12 protein-coding genes are annotated in these 21,942 nt (G+C 27.5%); all 12 read right to left on the bottom strand.

Features of this window, described 5'->3' with window-relative positions; translation table 4 throughout:
- Nucleotides 1-339: 339 nt before the first annotated feature.
- The 12 genes from ACI2WZ_RS02170 to ACI2WZ_RS02115 all read right to left on the bottom strand — a co-directional run bounded on the left by ACI2WZ_RS02170 (nucleotide 340) and on the right by ACI2WZ_RS02115 (nucleotide 21,879).
- Nucleotides 340-1,776, bottom strand: a complete 1,437-nt coding sequence (locus ACI2WZ_RS02170; protein WP_500245118.1) for a glycoside hydrolase family 1 protein — start codon at nucleotides 1,774-1,776, stop codon at nucleotides 340-342.
- On the bottom strand, nucleotides 1,763-4,210 hold the full coding sequence (locus ACI2WZ_RS02165) for a glucose PTS transporter subunit IIA (RefSeq protein WP_500245117.1): 2,448 nt from the start codon (nucleotides 4,208-4,210) through the stop codon (nucleotides 1,763-1,765). Before ACI2WZ_RS02165 ends, ACI2WZ_RS02170 begins: the two co-directional genes overlap by 14 nt.
- 251 nt (nucleotides 4,211-4,461) lie before the next feature.
- Complete coding sequence (locus ACI2WZ_RS02160) at nucleotides 4,462-6,093, bottom strand: APC family permease (RefSeq protein ID WP_500245116.1); 1,632 nt, start codon at nucleotides 6,091-6,093, stop codon at nucleotides 4,462-4,464.
- 311 nt (nucleotides 6,094-6,404) lie between these two features.
- The gene (locus ACI2WZ_RS02155; protein ID WP_500245115.1) at nucleotides 6,405-8,054 is read right to left on the bottom strand and encodes an amino acid permease; all 1,650 of its coding nucleotides are present in this window, start codon (nucleotides 8,052-8,054) and stop codon (nucleotides 6,405-6,407) included.
- A 585-nt stretch (nucleotides 8,055-8,639) separates the two neighbouring features.
- Nucleotides 8,640-9,458 (bottom strand): hypothetical protein, encoded by an 819-nt coding sequence (locus ACI2WZ_RS02150; protein ID WP_500245114.1) that lies wholly within the window; start codon nucleotides 9,456-9,458, stop codon nucleotides 8,640-8,642.
- A gap of 108 nt (nucleotides 9,459-9,566) precedes the next feature.
- A complete protein-coding gene (locus tag ACI2WZ_RS02145) occupies nucleotides 9,567-11,303 on the bottom strand; it encodes a hypothetical protein (RefSeq protein ID WP_500245113.1) in 1,737 nt (578 codons plus the stop codon).
- 64 nt (nucleotides 11,304-11,367) lie between these two features.
- The gene (locus tag ACI2WZ_RS02140) at nucleotides 11,368-13,674 is read right to left on the bottom strand and encodes a RelA/SpoT family protein (RefSeq protein WP_500245112.1); all 2,307 of its coding nucleotides are present in this window, start codon (nucleotides 13,672-13,674) and stop codon (nucleotides 11,368-11,370) included.
- A 112-nt stretch (nucleotides 13,675-13,786) separates the two neighbouring features.
- The gene (locus ACI2WZ_RS02135; RefSeq protein ID WP_500245111.1) at nucleotides 13,787-14,485 is read right to left on the bottom strand and encodes a hypothetical protein; all 699 of its coding nucleotides are present in this window, start codon (nucleotides 14,483-14,485) and stop codon (nucleotides 13,787-13,789) included.
- 840 nt (nucleotides 14,486-15,325) lie between these two features.
- Nucleotides 15,326-15,838 carry an adenine phosphoribosyltransferase gene (locus ACI2WZ_RS02130; RefSeq protein ID WP_500245110.1) on the bottom strand — a complete coding sequence of 171 codons (513 nt, stop codon included), beginning with the start codon at nucleotides 15,836-15,838 and terminating at the stop codon, nucleotides 15,326-15,328.
- 17 nt (nucleotides 15,839-15,855) lie between these two features.
- Nucleotides 15,856-19,752, bottom strand: a complete 3,897-nt coding sequence (locus ACI2WZ_RS02125) for a protein translocase SecDF, variant type (protein WP_500245109.1) — start codon at nucleotides 19,750-19,752, stop codon at nucleotides 15,856-15,858.
- A gap of 9 nt (nucleotides 19,753-19,761) precedes the next feature.
- A complete protein-coding gene (locus ACI2WZ_RS02120; protein ID WP_023789196.1) occupies nucleotides 19,762-20,037 on the bottom strand; it encodes a hypothetical protein in 276 nt (91 codons plus the stop codon).
- 81 nt (nucleotides 20,038-20,118) lie between these two features.
- Entirely contained in the window at nucleotides 20,119-21,879 is a 1,761-nt protein-coding gene (locus tag ACI2WZ_RS02115) for a YitT family ABC transporter (RefSeq protein ID WP_023789195.1), read from the bottom strand.
- Nucleotides 21,880-21,942 lie beyond the last annotated feature (63 nt).

Here is a 21,942-nt window from a genome sequence, read left to right as displayed (position 1 = left end):
CTAAGAAGTTTATCTTAGTTTCTGACATATCTAAGCAACAGACGACTAGTTGCCTGACAAAATTATGATAACATAAAATATAAATTTTTCAGTATTTTTTTAAAAAAAAATATTGGTTTAATTTTTAAAAACTGTATTATTCAATAAACTATTCCTTTATTTATAAAAAATATCGTTTTTTTAAAAGAGTGTATTTAAAAAGAATTATTTAAACAGAAAAATAATTATATAAAACAGAAAACGACACGCCTTTAAATATAAGATATAGAGCAAGAAAAAAACAAGAAGTTAATACTACTCCTTGTTTTTTAACATAACTAATGCTTCAAAGCAATATTGTTATTCCAAAGACTCTATGAATTTTTTAAATCAATAAAAACTCTCTTTTTTATATCTTTTTTTTGTTCCCTTACCATAATCATCTTGATCAACATAAATGAGACCATAACGCTTAGACATCTCATTACTTCCACTAGATATTATATCGATTGGAGTTCATGTAGTATAACCAAATACATTAACACCATCTTCAATAGCAAAACTTATTTGTTCTATGTGTGACTTTAAATATTCAATTCTTTCATTATCAATTACTTTGAATTCATCATTTAGTTTATCATTAAGACCAATTCCATTTTCTGCAATGAATAATGGTAGTTGATATCTATCTCATAGATCATTTAATGTAGTTCTTAAACCAACAGGATCAATTTGTCAACCTCATTCACTTTCTTGCAAAAAAGGATTTTTTCCCATTTTTAATAAATTAGCTTCTACTTTAGATGTATTTTCAGTTGAGTTAACTCCACTCATATAATAGCTGAATGAGATGAAATCTATTTTGTATTTACTTATTATTTCCATATCTTCATTTGTATAATTTATTTTAATATTATTTAATTCTCAATATTTAAGAATATAAGACGGATAGTACCCTTTCGTAAATACATCATAATAAAAGTATACTTTTGTTTGTTGGTCTTGAAGATTTAAGAAGACATTCTCTGGCTTGCAATTTAACGGATAACATGTGAATTGAGCAAGCATACAACCAAATTTAAAATTTTTATCAATTTCCCTACCAATTTTAATAGCTTTTGCATTAGCTACAAATTGATTGTGTAACGCTTGATAGCAACTTTCTAATACATTCACTTCTTTATCAACTATTATACCGACACTGACCCAACTCGAGAATATCGCAGCGTTAATTTCATTAAAAGGAGTTCAATATTTTACATAATCTTTATATTCATTAAAAACGACTTTTGCATATTCGAGATAAATATCAATTAATTTAGGATTTTTTCATCCTCCATATTTTTCTACTAATATGTAAGGTAAGTCAAAATGTGATATTGTGACTAATGGTTCTATGTTATATTTTTTACACTCTTCAAAAACCTTTTTATAGAAATTTAAACCTTCTTGGCAAATAATACCATCATCACAATTTGGAATAATCCTTGCTCAAGAAAGTGACATTCTAAATGTATTCATACCTATTTCGCTAAATAGTTTTATATCTTCTTTATAGTTGTTGTAAAAATCAACACCCATTCTTTTAGGAAAATATAAATCTTGTTCATTCTTGATTGCGTAATTGATTTTTTCACTTGTTACTTCTTTAGAATCTGTAATATTTTTTCGATTCTTAATATCTTCAAAATATTTTAAATCAGCCACAGTCAAAGATTTACCATCTTTGTTATACTCTCCTTCAAGTTGAGGTGCAGCAGTTGCGCCACCCCATAAGAAGTTCTTAGGAAATTTCATTATTAACCTTCTTTCTTTGAAAACTTAAAGTATCATCTTTTCTTTGATTGATTTCAAAGTAAATATCTAATGAATGTACGGCATTATAATAATTATTTTTTATCAGATCTATTTTTTTATCATACTTTATTTTACTTTCTACAATGTTATTGATTTTTTCTAAAATTGTACTTTGTAAAGTTTTAAGCTTATTTTTACTATTTAAATAAAGCTCATTTAGTTTCTCTTTTTTCTCTGTTAGTATGATCATTTTTTTATTATTTTCTGCTTTAACTATATTATTTTCAACTCTTTTTATACTCATTAACTTATTTTTGCTTTTTAAAGCAACTATTTTTTCATTTAACTTAACTAACTTTTCATTTTGTTCATCTTTCATTTGTGAAATCTTGGCTTCAAAGTGTGAGTTACTTTTAAATACTTTTTCAATATCTTTAAATTGATGTTTTTCATCTTTTGAAAATTTTAAATTATTATTTAAGTTTTTTAATAATTCTTTTTTTTCTTCAAGTGAAATATAGTTATTTTTAAATAAATATTTTGTAAATCTTTTATTAACTTTATTAATAGATTTATTTTCTTTTTCTCTTTCTACAAAGAATAAGAAAGTAAATAGATAGGCAGAACCAATTGAAATAAATGACCCTAACACAAAGAGACCAATTTGATAGGCTCCACCAGGTAGAAATCTTGTTACTCCTAATACACCCATTCCTCCTGCAACAGTTGCATTAATTCCAAGTAGTCCAGTTGTTAAACCACCAATTGCTGCTCCTAGACACCCAGTTAAGAATGGTGTTACTCTTGGTAAAGTAATACCATAAATGATTGGTTCGGTAATACCAACAATTGCTGAAGGTATTGAAGAGTAAGCAATCTCTTTAGTTTTATAATTATTTGTACTATTACCAACATAAATTACAGCACCAAGTTGTCCACAAACTCCAAACACTGACACCGCATAAAGTGGACTTGGTAAGTTTTGTATAATGGCCATAATAACTGGAACATGAGTTCCAGTTAATACAAGAGGTTGTCATAACATAGCGAATAACATTGTTCCAATACCATAAGGGATGTTACCCAATCATTTTACAGCAACACCAATCAATCCCTCAATAACACCAAGGATCGGTCCTAAAACAAACATAATTGAAACCATAACAATTAAAAATGCTATACCTGTTCTGAAACAAATATCTATTGAGGTTGGCATTCAAGATTTAACTCATTTGTCTATGTAAACATATAATGCTCCTGCCACAATTTGAGGAATTATTGAATTGTAATAACCACCTAGCTTAATTTTAATAAAACTTCATTCTATTAAAGTGAAGTTTACTCCTCACATCAAATAAGGACTAGCTACCGCAACACCAATTAGGGCTCCAACAATTACATTTCCTTTTAAATATTTCACTGTGCTAATACATAAAAATATCCCTAACATTCCAATCCCTACTTCTGCGATTATATAAATGAATGCTGAAAAGAGATGTGCATTTTTCATTTGATCATAATTTTTTATATCATCAATAAGATTTGATTGTATTAAAATAGCCTTTAGTGCCATCAATAATCCTGCTGCTAAGATAATTGGTATTGTAGGGACAATAACACCACTTATAAATCCTAGTGCTCTATCTTTAAATTTCTTTTTGTTATTATTTTTAGTTTCAAATATGGTCTCTTTATTCATTATTTTTTGTACTTCTTCGTTTACTTTATAAACATCTCCACCAATTATAATTTGTAACTCTTGACCACTTCAGTTTATTCCCTTTACTAAGGGAAGTTTTTTTAACTTGTCTTCATTAACCAATTTTTTATCGATGATACTAAATCTTAATCTTGTCATGCAATTGTAACAGTTTTGAAAGTTTTTTACTGTTCCAACAGCCTCCAAAACTTTTTGTGCAGTTACTTTAAATTTACTTTCTTTGACAATTGATTTATCATCATTTTTTTTAGTCTTATTAATCGTTAATATTCCTATTTCCTCACCATGCTTTACATAACCTGTTTTTGTTAACTCAAATTCCATATCATCATCGTTATCAAAGACAACAATAGTTTCAGTAGACAATTTCTCTTTTTGAATCATCTTATAATCCACATCAATTAAGGGTTCTTTATAATTAAAAGTATCATCAACTTTTTTCAAATACTTGAAAGGTTTTCCTTCTAATCTTACAGTGTCGATACCAATATGTATCATTGCTTTTAATCCAGAAATTGTTTCTAGAAGCACTGCATGCTTAGTATCAAAAATCATCTTAATCTTGGACTCTTGAAAAATACTATATATAAAGTTATTTTCGGGTTCGACCAAAAATCCATCACCAAGCATTTTATCAGCGAAAGTTTTATCTACACATTTATCAATTGATTTGATAGTCCCGTCAACCGGGGCAAAGATTTTAATTTTATCCATGCTTTTTTCCTCCTGCATTTATATAATGCGGCTTGAAAGCTATTTTTGATACTAAAAAGGAACAATAACTAAATGGTTTCCAAAAGAGAAAGTAGTTGGATACATCTGATGTCTAAACTATCAAATATTAAATCAACCTTCTTAATTTGAATAATCAAGTTAGTAGATTTTTATTTAAAAACACTTGATAATATAAAAATCTACTAACTTAACATTTACGTCAAATTAGTAGATTTAGTTTTTAGCCTTATTTAAATTGATTTAGTTTTTTTATTTTCTTTTACTTTTTCTTCTTTTGTAATATTGGATGTCATAATTTCATTAATCTCAGTATTATTTAAACTTAGTTTTTTATTTTTTCTTTGAACATTTAAGTATCACATCAACATTGCAAATCCCATAAAAATAACTAAGCCACCAACCGAAAGTAATAAACTAGTTAAAGAAGTGACTCAATCACTTTTTCATGACACTGGTGAAGGAATTGCTCCAAATATTATTGCTATTATAATAACCATTAAGGATATTGAGGTTATTGTGATCGCAATATATTTATTTTTAAAGAACTTAGTAGTTCTTTCTGTATCTTCCAATTTTCATCTTAATTTTATATACGATATAAAAAAGAATAAAAAAGGAAAAACCGACATAGTAGTAGTTGTTTGAGTTATCAAAGTCAAGAAATTAGAAGAACCTTTTCCAATAGCTCCAGTTGTAGTAACTCCAACAATTAATAAAATAATTGTTACAACAATTGCTTGCGCAATAATTCCATTAGTAGGAATTCCTGCTTTATTAGTTTTTTGTGCTCATTTTCCCATTACACCTTCTGGTATTTCTGAAAAGAAAACTTTAACTGGTCCTACAGTTCAAAAGAATAGAGCTCCTAATCCATTTAATGCTGTTACTAATGCAACAACTCTAATTATTATTGTTCCACCAATTGAATCAAAAGGTAAATTAAACATATATGAAAATACGTAATAATAAGTATTTGAAAGACCTCATTTAGTAATTAATCCTTGTTCAATTACAAGACTTAATGCTAATCCTCCACAAACCATTAAGAAGATAACAATCAGCATTCCAATCAATGTTGATATTTTGAAAGCTTTTGGACCTTTTTTAGTATCTCTCATAAATACAGCCATTGTTTCAATTCCATTATAAGAAATCATAATTCAAGGAAAAGCTGACATAAATCCTCATCAGTCACCATCAAAACCTCAAGAACTCATTGGATTTAAATGTTCTTTATCAAAAGAACTTGGTACTTGTCCATTTTTAAATACTGGTAATGCTACAAATAAACACAAAACAATAAACACTACTCCCAACATTAGTGAAGCAGTTCCACCAATGTTGGTAATGATTCCGATCCAACGTGCTCCTTTTTTTGCAATAAATGAACCTATTCAAAAAATAACAATGGCGATACAAGCCAATAAGATAGCTGATACTCGACTAGCATTATCTTCGTCCATTCCGTTCTCATTTAATTTTAAAGCCAACAAGTCAAAACCATTTGTTCCTGTAATAACAAAACTAATTGCTATAACAGTAAATGGTGCCAAGGTAGCAAAGTAAAATAGGTTTGTAAAAAATGATGATCAACTTGCTAAGAACCCACATTTTTTACCAAGGATTAGGGAACAATAACTCCCTAATCCTGCTTCAGCATTTTTTAATTTTTTGATACTTGCAAATTCAGAAGATATGAATACTATCGGAATTGCATAAACAATTCCCCCTACTAAAAATAGTAACATTGATAATAAACCAAACTGAACTTGATTGTTAATAATATTTCTTAAAGCGAAAACTGTCGCAAATACCATAAATATAATGGTGAGTTTCGACAAGGTTTTTTTACGCTCGTTCATGATATTTTCCTCCTTTAAAAATAAAAAAATATAAATTTTATTTAAATAAAATTTATATTTCCATAATATTTGAAAATTGTAACTCTACACAAAGTGTCTGTTACATTATTATTAATAATATTATTTAAGATAACTATAAAAGGTTTCACAATAAATACTATGAAAACTTATCTTAGTTAAACTACAGATATATAAATTTAAGTTTTTGATTTTTGATTTACACTTTATCTTCTTATCAGTTATCATAGTATTCACCTCCCAATTTTTTTGCAACTCTATGAGTATAACACTCCAGAGTTAATTATTTTAATTTAATTTCTATTTAATTTACTATAGAAACTTTTGTTTTTGTTTTTATAATTTTCGATCGCTTCTAAACGATTATAAGATTTACCTCAATTTTTAGGATTTATTTTTAATATAAAATCATTTTCATCTATGTTAGCTTTTGAAATTCTCAACTCATTTATTAAGAAAATTATTAACAACAATGTTGTAAAGATAATAACAAATATTGGTTGTAATATTTGACCAACATCATCTGATCATAATTTTTTAAAGATATCATAATAAATGTATATCAAAAATAAACTCATGATACTTGAAGCTATAACATTATAATAAACACTACCTCTGACATTTAAAACATCACCAACTTTTTTAGTCTTATGATTAACAAGCGCTGCCACCATCAAAGTTAAATAAGTTGTAAAAGCAATAACAACTGCTGAGTCAGATATTTTGTCAATCAAGAATGTTACTGCTTGACCAACATAATAATATTCGCTGAGTTTATTAGTTCTATCAAGTGAATTTCGATAAACTAGTCATGAAGTTGTTGTAATAATGACTAGTGTTAATGAAATAATAACAGCATTTATATAACCGCTCAACTTATGCGAAATCATTGCTTTACCTTGTTTGTAATATATTAATTGCGGACCATTATTGTCAGTTGTGCTAGATAAGTTTATTACTCCAAAACTAGTGAATCCAGCAACTGATCCTAGCACAACTACTGCAATTAGTAACTTACAAAATAATGCTCAATCTTTAGGAATAATTGCTGATATCAATGAAAATGAGTCTGCATCCAATGTTCCAAAATATAGCGAAACTGCAAATAAGATATTTACCAGTACCACTAAAATAACACCAACAGCTTGTCCAGCAACCAACATTTTTTTATGTTTGATTTCTTTTTCAATACTAGAACCATACATAAATCCATCTAGTTCAAATAAAAGCATTGGTATTACAAGAATAAAGTAACTAAATTTTCATTGTGAAGTATTCGCTTCATTGAAAGCTGTTGTACTTAAATGGAACTTTGCATAAAAACCTAATCCGATGACAAAAACTAATGGTAAAAACTTTAAGTTGTTAAAAAATATATGTAAATATTTAAATCATCCATTTGAAGCATGAGCATTTGATATACACATGAAAAAGATAATTAATACAGCTATAAATATTATTAAGAAGGCTTCTGTATCTGGATTGATTCAAGCTTCATTATTGTGGTAATCATCAATTACTCTAAAAATATAGTAAGAAACTGTTATAGCCATTAGACCAACATAAACAGGAACATATATTATTGAATAAAAGAGTGAGAATAAACTTCCTGTTCTTCTTCCAATAAAAGTCTCTGCAAAACATGTATGCGTATGATATCTATTTTTTGCACTAGTTCCTAACTCAATAAATACAAACACCATTGAAATACCAATAAACGCCATTAATCCTAAAATAATTAAAACAATATATGGGTTATGTGCTGCTAACAATGCTTGTTTACTTTTTAGATAAACTCCAACACCAATTGAATTTCCAAAGACTATTGAGAATACTCTTCAAAAATCAAAAGCTGCAGAGTTTCGACTTTTTTTGTTAATAATTTGATTTTGCATACTTCCAGTAGGATCAATCCTTTGGTTTTCTGCATTTATACTCTTCATTTAATTCTCCTCATTTTCTATTTGATAAAAAAATATAAAAAAAATATAAATTTAATTTTTTCTTAATTAAATTTATATTTACTTCTGTATTAAGGTGGTTTAATTATTAGATATTAATTGACAACCTTTATAAAACTGTTTTCATCATTACACGCAAAATAATTCAAAAAACGTACCAAAAGTAAATACTTTGTGTTTCTTAAATGCCATAAACTTATTTTTAATGATGGTATATTTACGCATAACTTGATCTCCGTTTCTAATAATTTTTTTATCTCTATTAATCAGTAGATAAATTAAACTCATTGTCTCTTTTATAAAGTTATAAATGAATTTTTAAAGTTAGTACATTCTTAAACATTAGTTTTAAGTAAAATTTTGTATTAAATACAAATAAATTTTTTTCTAATAAAGTACTAACTTTATTATCTTTTTTCATTATACACTATCTGATAAAATTAATTGATTAAGTTGTAGTAATTTTAATTTATAAAATTATTTTTATAAATTAAAAACAACCTTGAAGAAATGATTAGAATAATAATTAAATTAATTCATTTCTTTAAAAGGTTGTTTAGTTTTTTATTATCTTCTTCCTTTTTTATTATTTTTAGTTTCAATACCTCTAACTTTTTTCATAGCATAGTTTAAATCTTTGAATTTCTCTTCTAGTTGAATTGCTTCATCCCATAAAGGGTTAATTGCCTCACGTTTTTGGCTTTCTTTTTTAGCTTGTTCTGCAATTTGTGCAGGATTAGCACCTTGTTCAATTTTAACTGCTTGTTCCATTGTAAGGTATGGATCTTCAGGTCTTACACCTTTATTAACTAATGAAGCTATTTGCATTCTAATTTGTGAGCTAGATAATTTTTTATCTTTAAAATCAACTTGTCATTGAACTGGACTTTTGTCTTCAAATTTATATGGTTCTTTTATTATTGCATATAACATATTAACAAATTTTTCAAATCCAGATTCACCTTTTCAAAAACTTGCTTCGTCATTCAAGACTAGTTGTCCACCATTAATCAAATCATATTTTGAGTAATGCATTTCAAATACTTTTGAAGATCAATCAGATTCTGGTATTAAATAAAAATTAGTAAATAAAGTACAGTTGAAGATATGATTATCAAATTCATAAATAGAGAAGTTGAATCTATCAACAGTTGTTGTATCAATTGAAACATTGAAGTTTTTAACATCAACAACTTTTGTTAATCATTGTAGAACTGCTTGTGCATACTTTAGTACAAACTTAAGTTTTTGACTTGAATAAATCAATGTTTTTCATCTTGTAAAATTAAAGTCATACTCTGATTCTTTTCTTGTTGAGGCTAAATTAAAATCCAAGTTTGCATCAACAAATTCTTGAATAGGTAAATAAATCATTTCTCTTCTCATTACTTCTTCCCCTTATAAGTTACTAAGCTTATTATATCACAAAAATACCAACTCTTAGTTACCAATTACCAAACGGCTCAGGGGATAGGTTTCAAATAAATGTTTTTATTAAACCTCAGTGCTGTCGTTTCTACTCATGATGTCGTTATCTGATTCATTAGGTTTTTTTACATCAGTGTAACCTTTTTTCTTAAATCATTTGAATTGTTTTTCTCATGGATAACTTTCATTTATGTGTTTTTTTAATTCTTCATTATATTCTAATTGTTTGATGTTATGTCATTTATAGAGTTTTAAAAACCCTAACTTAGTGAAGAAGTTGTTTTTATATTCTTCCATTCCTAAAATATCCAAAGCATTGGTTATTTGTTTTCCTTTGTAAGTACCAAAACAAATCTCCCTATTTCTTTTAATTGCTCCATAAATTCCTATGGTTATAAAAAATAATAAAAATAAGCTCAAGAAACCAGCTTGTTTTAGTAAGTATAAGGTATCTATAATGTTAAAACCATTCTCGCTAATACTAAAGAAAATAGCTCCAAATCCACTAATGGAATAACTAAATATTGCGAAATGACTTAAAAAATGGAAGATACCAAATTGCAAGATTGCAGGGAAAGTTCCTCAACCACTCGAAATGTTCATAACCATATATACTATGACCATAAATCTCCCAACCGTCTCGTCTCTAAAACTAAATCATAATGCTTGAACACAAATAACTATTATCAATTCTATGAATAACATTCATAATCAAGTTGATAATAAGGCACTTGAACCGATTATATTAAATGGTGACAAAGATAATGTTGCTAAAAGTAAAGTCGCTTGTAAAACACCAGTCAAATACATAAGTAGTGTTTTTGAAAAATACCATTGGATCGCATTTGCTTTAATAAATCTTTTTGCACGATCGTAAATGAAAGTTTGTACAAAGGCACCAACAAATAGTCCAAGAGTTATAAATAATTGACCTAAACCAATTCCATAATATCCTTCTTTAGAACCACCACTTTGAGTGTCAATGAAACTATCTAACTTTAATTTATCAACTATTTCACTTCATTGAGGAAATAATCCACTAAACTCACGTAATGTTTGTATTAAAATACCTGCCATAAGTGCATCTTTATTTTTTAATATATTTTCAAAAAAGTAACCTACAACATAATTTCTTTCGAAAGTTGTGTATAACTTAAGTTTTTCTGTTGTAAAATCCTTTAATTGAATAGAGTGCGATAATATTCCATAAAGTTCTTTTAATAAATGTGCAGAGAAATTCTCAGGTACATAAACTTGCACAAAATCGGATTTGTTTTTATATTCTTTTTTTGCTTTCTCACCTTGCAAGTAGCTGAAATTATTAAATGTAATATTTGATAGATTTTTTGTTGACCATTTTGTTTCTTCTTTATTTTTATAATTTGCATCATTTGGTTTAAATACACCGTTTTTAATTAAAGTATCAAAAAGACTTGTTTCACTGGTGAGTTTATCATCATACATGTAAGTAATATTTTCATTAGTTGTATTTAAATAAAGATTATCACTATCCTTAGCTTTTACTATTTCATCTTTTGTTTTGAATACTTTACCATTTTTATCAACTAAAACACCATATTTTTTAGCAGCTAAATTCTTATAGGTAAAGTATGTTCCTTCGTTATCCAAAAAAGAAGCTGGTACTCTTCCTAAATTTGCCATTGGATTTCAAAATGCCATGATTAAAACAAAGGCATATAAAAAAGGTACTATTAATACACCAAAGAATTTAATAATTCTTTTTGGTGATGATAATACCCGTGTTTGTATTTCGATTGATAAACTTTTAAATAAATTTCTCATAAAACCCTCTAAACTTAATATTTCTACAATTCATAAATACTATGTTAATGGTTGATAAATATTATTATTCAAAATTATCTCCTGATGTTAATGCTCTTGTCACCTTAGAAACTCCAGCGATTTCAGCAAGCGCTGTCATAGTTTGGTTCAAATGTTCAGTATTTTCAACTTCAATAATCAAACTACCTTTTCCTAAAAATTCTTCTTCCACTGTTATTAACTTTGCTTCTGTAATATTAACTCTACGATTTGTGAAAACTTGGATTATATCTGCCAAGATACCAACCCTATCGTAGGTTACTAATCTAATTTTTGTTGCGTATTTTTTTCCAACTACTTTTTTTGGAACTCACTCAGTTGGTAAAAGGTTGTGGACCTTCCTAATATTTACAATATTGATACATTCACTCCTATGAACTTGTATTCCTTTAGTTTTTGACATAAAACTAGTTACTTTTTCCATTGGAATTGGATAACAACATTGAGCAATTGAACAACTAACTTGTTCAATCCCATTTATTTTTAAGTCATCTCTTCCTTTTACAGAAATATATTTTCTTGTTTTAAGATCATTAATTTTTTCAACATCTCGTAATTCTTCTTTAGAAACATAAACGACTTCAACGGCTTCAGGAATCGAAAAATCACCTTTACCAATAGAAAGTAAGAAAGCATCAATATTCTTGTAATCTAGTACTTTAAGCTTCTTTTGAATTTCATCTATCGAGTTTATCTGTCATTTTAAGTTGTTAGCTACGATGTATCTATCGATTTCTCTTTTAGTATTTCTAATTATTTTTTGATTAGTTATTTTTTCTTTTTCTTCTTCTATTTTTTTACGTTCAGCCAAATAAGCTTCAATTGCCTTACGGGCAGTAGAAGTTCTAATAAAACGAAGTCATTTTTCTGTTGGAGCTGCTTCTTTCGAAGTTTGTATCTCAACCATTTCACCCGAGTTTAAGGTTGTATTATAAGGAGAGAAAACCCCATTGATTTTTGCACCGATTGTTTTATTACCAATTTCAGTGTGTATTTTATATGCAAAATCTAAAACTGTAGAACCAAAGGGTAACGTAACAACATGACCATCAGGGGTTAAAATATATATCAAGGGAGCAAGATAGTCTGATTTAACAGTTTCTTCAATTTCTTGTTCTAGATTGCCAATTCCACTTTCGTTATATTCCACTTCCATACCATCAGAAGCTAGTTTTTCAAGATTCATTAGTCTTGTAAACATATCTACTTTTTCATCTATTTCTCTTTGTTTTGTAGCTACGTCAACATTTCCTTCGCCTTCTTTATATTTCCAGTGAGCTGCAGCCCCGTGTTCAGCGATATCATCCATTTCTTTTGTTCTTATTTGTACTTCAAAAATTATCCCGTCCCTGTTGGCTAGAGTTGTATGTAAAGATTGGTATAAATTGTTTTTAGGTGTTGCGATATAATCCTTAAATCTTCCTGATAAAGGTGTATACATTTGATGAACTCAACCTAATAATTTATAACATTCATCAACAGTATTGGTTATGATACGAACAGCTAAAATATCATTAATATCTGAGAAAGACTTTCCAAAGATAGACATTTTTTTATAAATAGAATATATTGTTTTTGATCTACCAAAAATAGTTAATTGTTCATCTTTTAATTCATTTTCCACTCTTTTATTTATATCATTTATGATTTCACTAATCATTTGTGTTCTTGCTTCTTTACTTTCTTCTAAAAGCTGAGTTATTTTTTCAAATTCTTCTGGATTTAAAAAATAAAAACTGTGGTCTTCTAAAAGGTTTTTCGCAGACTTCATTCCAATTCTGTGAGCGATTGTTGAATATATATCCAAAGTTTCTTTTGCAATAATTTTTTGCTTTTCTGGCGTCATATATTTAAGAGTTAATAGGTTATGCATTCTATCAGCAATTTTTACAATGATAACTCTTATATCCCTTATCATAGAAACAAAAAGTTTTCTCAAATAATTTGCTTTCATCTGTGCGCGGTTTTCTTTAGTAAAATAGCTCACCTTAGTAACTGCTTCAACAATATCAGCGACATCATTTCCATATAATTCTTCTATTTCATCAAATGTTACGGGTGTGTCTTCAATAACATCATGTAATAGTCCAGCAATTATTGTTTTAGGCCCCATTCTTCATTGAGCTAAATAATATGCTGTTGATAATGGATGTATTATAAATGGATCTCCATTTTTTCTTTTTTGAGGTCTATGTTTTTCTTCGGCATAGTCATAAGCTTCTTTAATCTCTGCAATGATTTTTGAATTATGAATATACTTTTTTATCTCAGTTATTAAAATTTCAACGTCTCGACATTCTACAAAATTAAAACTACCTGAATCTTCGAACATCTTGACACCCCTCTCAATAATACTTTTCTTTGATTAATTATAACTAATTATAGTGAATAAGTCTATAATTACCCCTGTACCCAAAAAATAAAAAAACCAAACGAGTTTGGTTTTAAGATTTCATTTTTTCCAAAAAGTTATCGATGTCTCTTTTAGAAAGCCTAAGTTCACCAGCGCTTGAAGGTTCGGTGGTTTCTTCTACAGTCCAATCATTAGTATCTGTAACTTCTTTTTTTCTTTTGTTTAATTTTTTTTCTTGTTTAACAACAAATTCATCATCCAAGCTTTCAAGATTTAATGTGTCATCAGAATCATCAAATGATGCTTTTGATTTTTTAGATTTTATATTGTTGTTGCTTTCAAAATAGTCACTTTCTTTTTGTTTTGGAGTCTCTTGATTAAATTGAACTGGGTTAAGTGGTTGTTGCAAGAAAGGCATTTGTTGAGGAACAAAATCACTAAACTGTTTAGGTTGTACAAAAGGTTGTTGACCATATGCTATAGGACTTGATTGTGGATGTGGTGAACAATTAATTGTTATGTTACCGTAACTAACTGGTAAATTTCTTGTTTCATTTCCATAAGGTGAATCTAATAAATTTTTTTGTATTGTTGGGAAAGAACTAGGTAAAAAATTTGCAATTGCATTATTTCCAAAACCTCCTTGGAAATTTGTGTTTAAACCTTTAGATTGAAAATTTAAAGAGTTAGCATAGTTTTGTGCTTCTGAGAAATTAGTGAACTTAGCTACTCTATTAAAGTTTCTGTCAACTACTCAAAAATTCATACCGTCTGCAAAAACATAATTCATATGCGCGACCTCCTTAATTTATTAACTATATTATAATACAAAATACAAAAATAAGCAACCCACTCCTAGTGCTAGGTTACTTCACGTTCAATAACTAAATTAGCTTTATGCTTATTACTTTTATTATAGTTGGTTTATTTGAATTTAGCAAATATTTTATCTATATTTTAAAAAAAATTATTAACTAAGTGAATAAAGTTTATTTTAGTATTGTGAATACATCAAAGCTTGATCATCTAGTAAATAACAGGAAACAAACAATAGTAACCATTTACAAATAGGTTTCTAATGGAGATAAATGATTATTAATACTAATGAGTTTTCATACAAATTAATATTAAAAAACACGAAAAAAGAGACTATATTGTTGAGAAAATAAAAATAATAAATAATAAATATAATTTTTCTAGTATTAATTTACTAAATTATGTTTGTTCCTAAAATCGTTGATATTTCAGGTGTAAATGTTAATATGAAATAGTAAAAAAATATTGTGGTTTTTTTACACTATCAAAATTTAGTATAAAAAATATTATTTAAAATAAAAATGCAAATAAGTTATCTTAACACAAAGGAATAATTTATTTAAAATACCATAAATTGCACTTCTATTAGTAAATTCATAACATACTATTGATGTATGTAAAAAAGTCCAATTAATCAGTATTATGGTGTAACTTGTATAATAAATGATTAGTTAACTGAATTTACTTCATTTTAATAATATAGTATTATTTTTAAATAAAAATAAACAAATTTTGACAAGGAACTGTTTTAAAATTACATTTCCATTCTATTTATAAGTTATTAATAAAAAAAAGCCCTTTATAAGGGTTTTTTTTAGTAACTAACTAGTGTTTTTCAATCGTATTTATCAAATATTTCTGGTTTATGAAGTGAAGTTATATCAGCTAGAAAGACAATTCCTTCAACTGAAGCATTGCTATCTTCGACTAAGTTTATAATAGCCTCCATAGTTCCACCAGTTGCAAGAACGTCATCAATGATAACAACTTTATCATTCGCTTTAAGATCGTCCTCATGAATTTGAATATGACCAGAACCGTATTCTAAATCATACTTGATATCTTTTACTTTTCTGGGTAGTTTGTTTGGTTTTCTTACTAAAACAAAACGGCAACCAGTAACATATGCAACAGCACTTGCGAAAACAAATCCTCTTGCTTCTGGAGCTACAATTACGTTTGCTCCTCTGCTTTTAACATATTCAGACATTTGGTCTACAGTATATTTAAAAGCTTTTATGTCATTTAGGACAGGTGTGATATCTTTAAAAGTTATTCCTTTTATTGGAAAATCTTGAACATCTCAAATATATTTTTTTAAATCCATAATATTACTCCTAGTTATTAATCATTTATACCTTCAATAATTTGCTCTTCACCAGAAACTTTAAGGTTGTTGATGAAGTGTTTTCTTGAAAGATGATTTCTAATTCTTAATTGTTCTAAACCAATTCATATTGGTATTGCTACAAATAATACAACTAATGCTGATGATAATATACCTATAATTAAACTGATACCAAATGCTAATAGTGGTGATAGTGTCATCGCCAATAGTAAGGCAACAGCTATATATACCGATCCAATTAAATAAGTTCTTTTAACACCAAATCTAAATGTTTGAACCATCACTTCTTTAAGGTAATTATTCTCTTTTGCTACTCTTGAAATTTTAATCTTGTTTTCTTTTCTAATATCTTTAAATGCTAAATATTTTTCTTGTTTTGTCTTACTGAACTGTGCATACAGTTCTCTTTTTTCTTTAACAGTTAAATCTTTACTTTTGAGTGCTAATTTAAGGTCTGCTTTAATTAAGAAAAGTTCATCCTTAATTCGTTTTTTTTCTGATTTCGTATTATATGAATATTCAATTTCTTTTTTGAAGTATTCATTTAAACTCTTTTCATCTTTTGAAACAATTAATGACCTTGCTTTTCCAAAAATTATAAATAATGCCATACATACAAATGAGATAGAAGCAACAATAGATATTAATGAGCTCATTCCTAATGGTATTTGTAATGCAACAATAGCACCAAGGGTAATTGCAGGAGTTAATATGATTGCCACAATCATCGCAATATAGTATGTTCATTTGAATCTTATCAATATATAAATTAATAAGCCTAATATAATAGCTAGAACTGTTCATAGCATTTGGAATGACATTCATAGCATAGTAGCTGGTCTAATTCTTTTTGAAATAAATCCTCTGTCTTCACGAGCGTTCGTGATGTTAATTCCCATTCTTTGGAAAACGTTTTTAGCAATTGATGATTGCTCTGAGTTAGTTGTTGCTACTGATAAAGAAATTCATGGATAGTTTTCTTCATCAGATGTTTTAGAATTATATTCAAATTTAGAACCATATGAGACACTGTGATTATGATTAACATATGTAGTTATCGCATTTGTAATATTCGCTAGGTAGTTTACATATTCTTTGTTAAGAAATACTGTATCTATGAAATTACTTACTAATTGAGTTTTCTTAAGTTGTCTTTTAGATGAACTAGGTTCTAGAGTAGGATTCTCATTTTCAAAATCATTGAAGTTTTCAACTGTGTTTTTCGCAATATTTATTAATTCATTATTTGGTTCATCTTTATTAGATACCGCTTCGATATTTTGATAGAACTCATCAATGTTACTTCCTCAAATTGTATACTCGGTTCTGTTACCAAATGTTGCGTCGTAATTAGGTCCTCATAAACCACCAACCAAGGCTGCTATTGAAGTTAAAATAATTAAAATAAATGCGAGTAGTTTAGATCCGTGTTTAATAACCTTTTCATAAGTTTTTACTTTCAACTTTTCTTTAGTTGAAGTAACTATTTCACTTTCTTGCTCGATAATTGTTTCTGTATTATCGTTCAAAACATAATTTAGTTCTTCGATAGCTAAATTTAATTTATTTATCTTAGTAATATATTTTTCTTGATCTAACTTAGAGATTTTAGTTTTGATTTTAGTTATTTTTTTGTTTATTTTTTTGTTAAGTTTCTCTTTTATTTTTTCAGCTTTTAACACATGCAGTTCTTCGTGTTTCTGTTCTTTTTGTGCTAATTTAGTTTCTAAAGTTGCTAATTTAGCTTGTAAAGCTTTTCTTTTATCAATATCTTTTGAATCTATTTTGAAACTCTTTAGATTTAATAATTTCTTCTCTATTTTCTCTATTTTTTTAAGTGTAGCTTTTTGACTTTTACTTGACAATGAATGAACTGAGTCATTTAAAGAAGACTTTTGTCTTTCTAAAACTTCAATTTTTTTATCATTAATTGTTGCATAATCTAGTTTTTGAATTTTATTTTTCAAAGTGTATATTTTGTAATTTAACACTGGTCTACCATTTTTGGCGAAACTAGTGTTTAATGCAAATAATCATAGATTATTATTGAAGATATTTGTATTTATTAACATTTTGAATAAGATTACAGCAAATAAAACTGTCAACAATATTGAGAATGCCATCCCCATTGAGATTATTATTGCAAATGATTGAAGTGCGTTAGAAGTAATTCAAAATAAACAAATACTTGGCACAATTAGGGCAACTATAACATCAATGGCAATACCAAGGTTTTCTTTAATTGAAATGTTGAAACTTGTCTTGACTCCCCTTTGCTTATTGAAAATATTGTACTTAATATTTTCAAATATTAGGACAAATATTTCAAGGTTGAGAGCGATAATTAAAATTATTCCAATGATTGTTTCAGGTCCTAAAGTTAGTCCAAATCAAGTAGTAGATAACAATGTAAGGCCTGTAATCGCTAATATTATTGCAATCATGAAAATACCTAATACCCTATATAAAAAGGCTATATAAATCATCAATGCTAAGGCGATAACACCCATAAATATGATAGCGAATGAAAGCATTAAACTAGTAATTGAACCAGATATTTCTGAAATTTCGTTTACTGTGAAAACAAAACCTTTTGTAGAAGCGTTAAATACAGATGCCCCCATTTTAGCTTTAGATTCAGGATCTTTAGGGTACTCTGTAATAAAATGATTATCTTTTATATAACCATAAGCACCATTAACTGATGTAGAAGCTTCATTTAATCTTCCACTATTTGAAGCAGTACCATCAAATAAGAAGTAATTTGTTAAAGAATTATAAATCTTTTTATTCAATGAGTTAGCATTTGTATTAAGAAACTTAGCCATAACAGGGTTAAACTCATTGAATAATTCATTTACTTTACCTAATTTTGTACTGCGGTCATTACCGCTTGATATTGAATAACCAATAACTTCTTCGGCATATTTTCCACCTTCTTTGAAATCATCAGTCTTAGCATTGGGATCATAAACATACCCAGAAGTATCTGATAGAAATTCAAAATCACTAAAGTGGTCTAAAAATGTTTTTCTTTCAAAATTTTTGTCAAGTAAATTAACATAAGAATAAGATTTATTATTACCAGAAGTTGTAATTGTATAACGACCTTTAAAAAAGTCAGCTAATATTTTCTTAGCGTTATCACTTGTCTCACTATTATTATAAATATTTCTAAATGGTTCGATTATTTGTTCGAAGTAAAGATTTACTTTTTCTTCATTTTTATCAGCTTCAACTAAATTATAAAAGTTTCTAATATCATTATAAAAACCATCAGCATCAATTAATACTGACATTTTTAACTTAGCAGATGTTTGACCCTCTTCTGCTTTAAATAAAGAAGAAAAGTTTGAACCTTTTAATTCAAATGACACAGCTGGGTTTTTACCTCTAGCTGTAGTTATAGAAGTAGATTTAGCACTTGAGAAAAAGTCATTAATTCCAGTTCTCTCTTGATCTTTGAATTGTAAATCTTTGTATTCTTCATTTAAAAGGATGGCTCCACCCTTTCTTTGAATTTGATTTTGGAAAACAATTTTGTTTTTATATGCTTCTATTGGTGACAAAACTTTTAAATAATTCAAACCAGCAGTTTCAATTATTATTTGATTTGTACCCATAGGGTTTAATCTTTGTTCTAATACCTTGGCTGCCTCTTTTGCATCACCATTAGGTTGGTTATTGGCTTTTTTTTCATTATTTACGTTATCAACTGAAACCAATGCTGAATAATAACCCCTAAAGTCATTACCTAGCTTGTAATCTTTTGAAAAACGTCATGTACTAAATAAAATTCCAAGTGCTAATGAACATAATAATAAGAAAATTGTTAAAAACCTAAAAACATTTTTATTAATATTTTTTTGATTTGTTTTTTGATTTTTTTTCACTTTGACCACTTATCCCTCTAATATAGATTTTAAATCTGTTTCTATCGTATTGGTTTTATCCAATAAAACATTTATGTTCATGTATTCAAACAACTTATTAACTTTGATATTCATTATGTAGAAAGAAGCATCATTAACATCCCTTATTTTATTTTTCTTAAAAATGACATTTTTTAAATAGTCATATATATCAACAATTGTGATTTGTTTTATTTGTTTTTTTACCTCAATGAGTTTTATTTCTAACATTTTATAAATAATATCTTGCAAATAATTATTTCACATTCAAATCACCATACTTATTTATTATAAACAAAAATTTTTAAAGAAATGATAAAATCTTATTTTTGTTATAAGAACTACACTTTATTCATCATAGATATCTTTTTGAGTCATACGGTTATTCTTGTGCTTATTCGCCCTTACAAAACCGTTTTTATCGAGGCTTATGTTATCTCTTCTTTTCTTATTATTTTTACGATTCTGTCTTTCGGTTTCTCTATTAAGTTTTACAATTGCTATTTGTCTGATTTTTTCCAATTCCATTTCATCAGAATTTATTTTTCTATGAATGAAATCTCTTTCATCATTTTTCTTGATTTCGTAGTTAAATATTCCTTTAACAGCCTTCGTTTTTAAAATGTTAATTTTAGCCTGTGGATCAATTAGAAAAACTTCTTTTTCTAAGGAATCTCAATCCATAACTGACATGGCAACCATAATAACACTTCTGTGTAAGTAGTTTTTATTTATTCGGTTAGTACCATCTCAAGTTACAATATCATTTTGAAACCCACGCTCTAGGAAAAAATTGTTTATTTCTTTTGGTTGGTTAGTAGTAATTAAGTATGTTCTTAGTTTAAATTTAGGATATAGTGCATTTGTTGTTGCTGAACTGCACAAAATTAAGACAATTGATGCAAACAATGATGGACCAAATATAAAAGTTAATTTCACTTTTACTAGTGTTCAACCAGCGAGATTTTCACCAAAACCGTTGTTACAAGCTAATTGAACTAAATAACGGTATAGGTAATTATTATCAGGTTGCTTACTTACTAAATAATCAATTAATTCTGAAACACTATAAATTTCTTTTGCTTTTGCATCTCCCAATAAATCAAAATATTTTGAGAATGCAGGGTCCAAATATGCTGGTCCACGATTGTCTTTACCAAGAACATATTCAAATAATGACTCTATTAGGTTTTTACCATCCTTTGTGTAAGTTTGAAAAGCGTCATCAACTGAAAGATTGTACAAGGCATTCATCTTTTGTTCTGCACTCAACATACTAGCTGGTAGAATGATTGAGTTCATTATGATTATGAAACCTAATATCATGAAATTAGCATTCCTATTTAAATTACCAACTGGTTTATTCTTAATTTTTGAGAAAAAAATAGTTAAAAAATCTGCTCCTCCTGATGATGAACCGATTTTATAGACAATTGAATATGAAGCGCCTAACAAAACTCCCCCTAATGATCCAAAAATAAATAACCATATAGAAGTATTTCAAGAATTTGAAAGGTTTTGAATTAGAGAAAAATTAATAATTATATGAAAATCTGTTGGGTTGAAAAATGGTATGATTTGAAGGATTTGGTCAAATGCTATTTGCAAAATTATAAATAAAACAGTAGTAAAAGTGAACTTTTTACCTAGCTTAAAGTATCCAAAAATCATCAATGGTATGTTTATTGTGAAGTAGTAAATGAAATAAAATGAACTTTGAAGTCCAATGTCGGTTGGGAAAGTTAAAATTGCAAGAAAACGAGCAATTGCACCAACTCCAGCGGGAAATAAACCTGTTCTACCAGTTGCAGAAATAAAGTAGTCAAAAGTTATTGTGATCATTAGGGCAGCTAATGCTAGTTTTCCTAGTTCTCTTCAAAATTTACTTTTGAAGTACTCTTGAACTAATAGTCTTTGCTCCCTTTTGGACATAACTATACTTTCAATATTACTTAATTCTATAGTGTTACCTTCATTTTTAGCAAGTTCTTTTGCTGCTTTTTTTATTGTTCGTTGTTCGCTTTTTGAATGAAATGATTCTTTTGGCTCATCAATAACCAAATCTTCTAAAGTTTTAGTTGCTTTGTCATTTAAGATATCATCATTCATTTTGCAAAATTCCTTCTTTTTTATTTACAAGTATTGTATTATAAATATTTATGTTTTAAAATT

It is taken from the genome of Spiroplasma endosymbiont of Megachile willughbiella, assembly GCF_964273395.1.
GTDB classification, from domain to species: domain Bacteria; phylum Bacillota_I; class Bacilli_A; order Mycoplasmatales; family Mycoplasmataceae; genus Spiroplasma_A; species Spiroplasma_A apis.
Note: the sequence above shows the minus strand (reverse complement) of the source record. Positions and strands in the feature narration are given on the sequence as shown.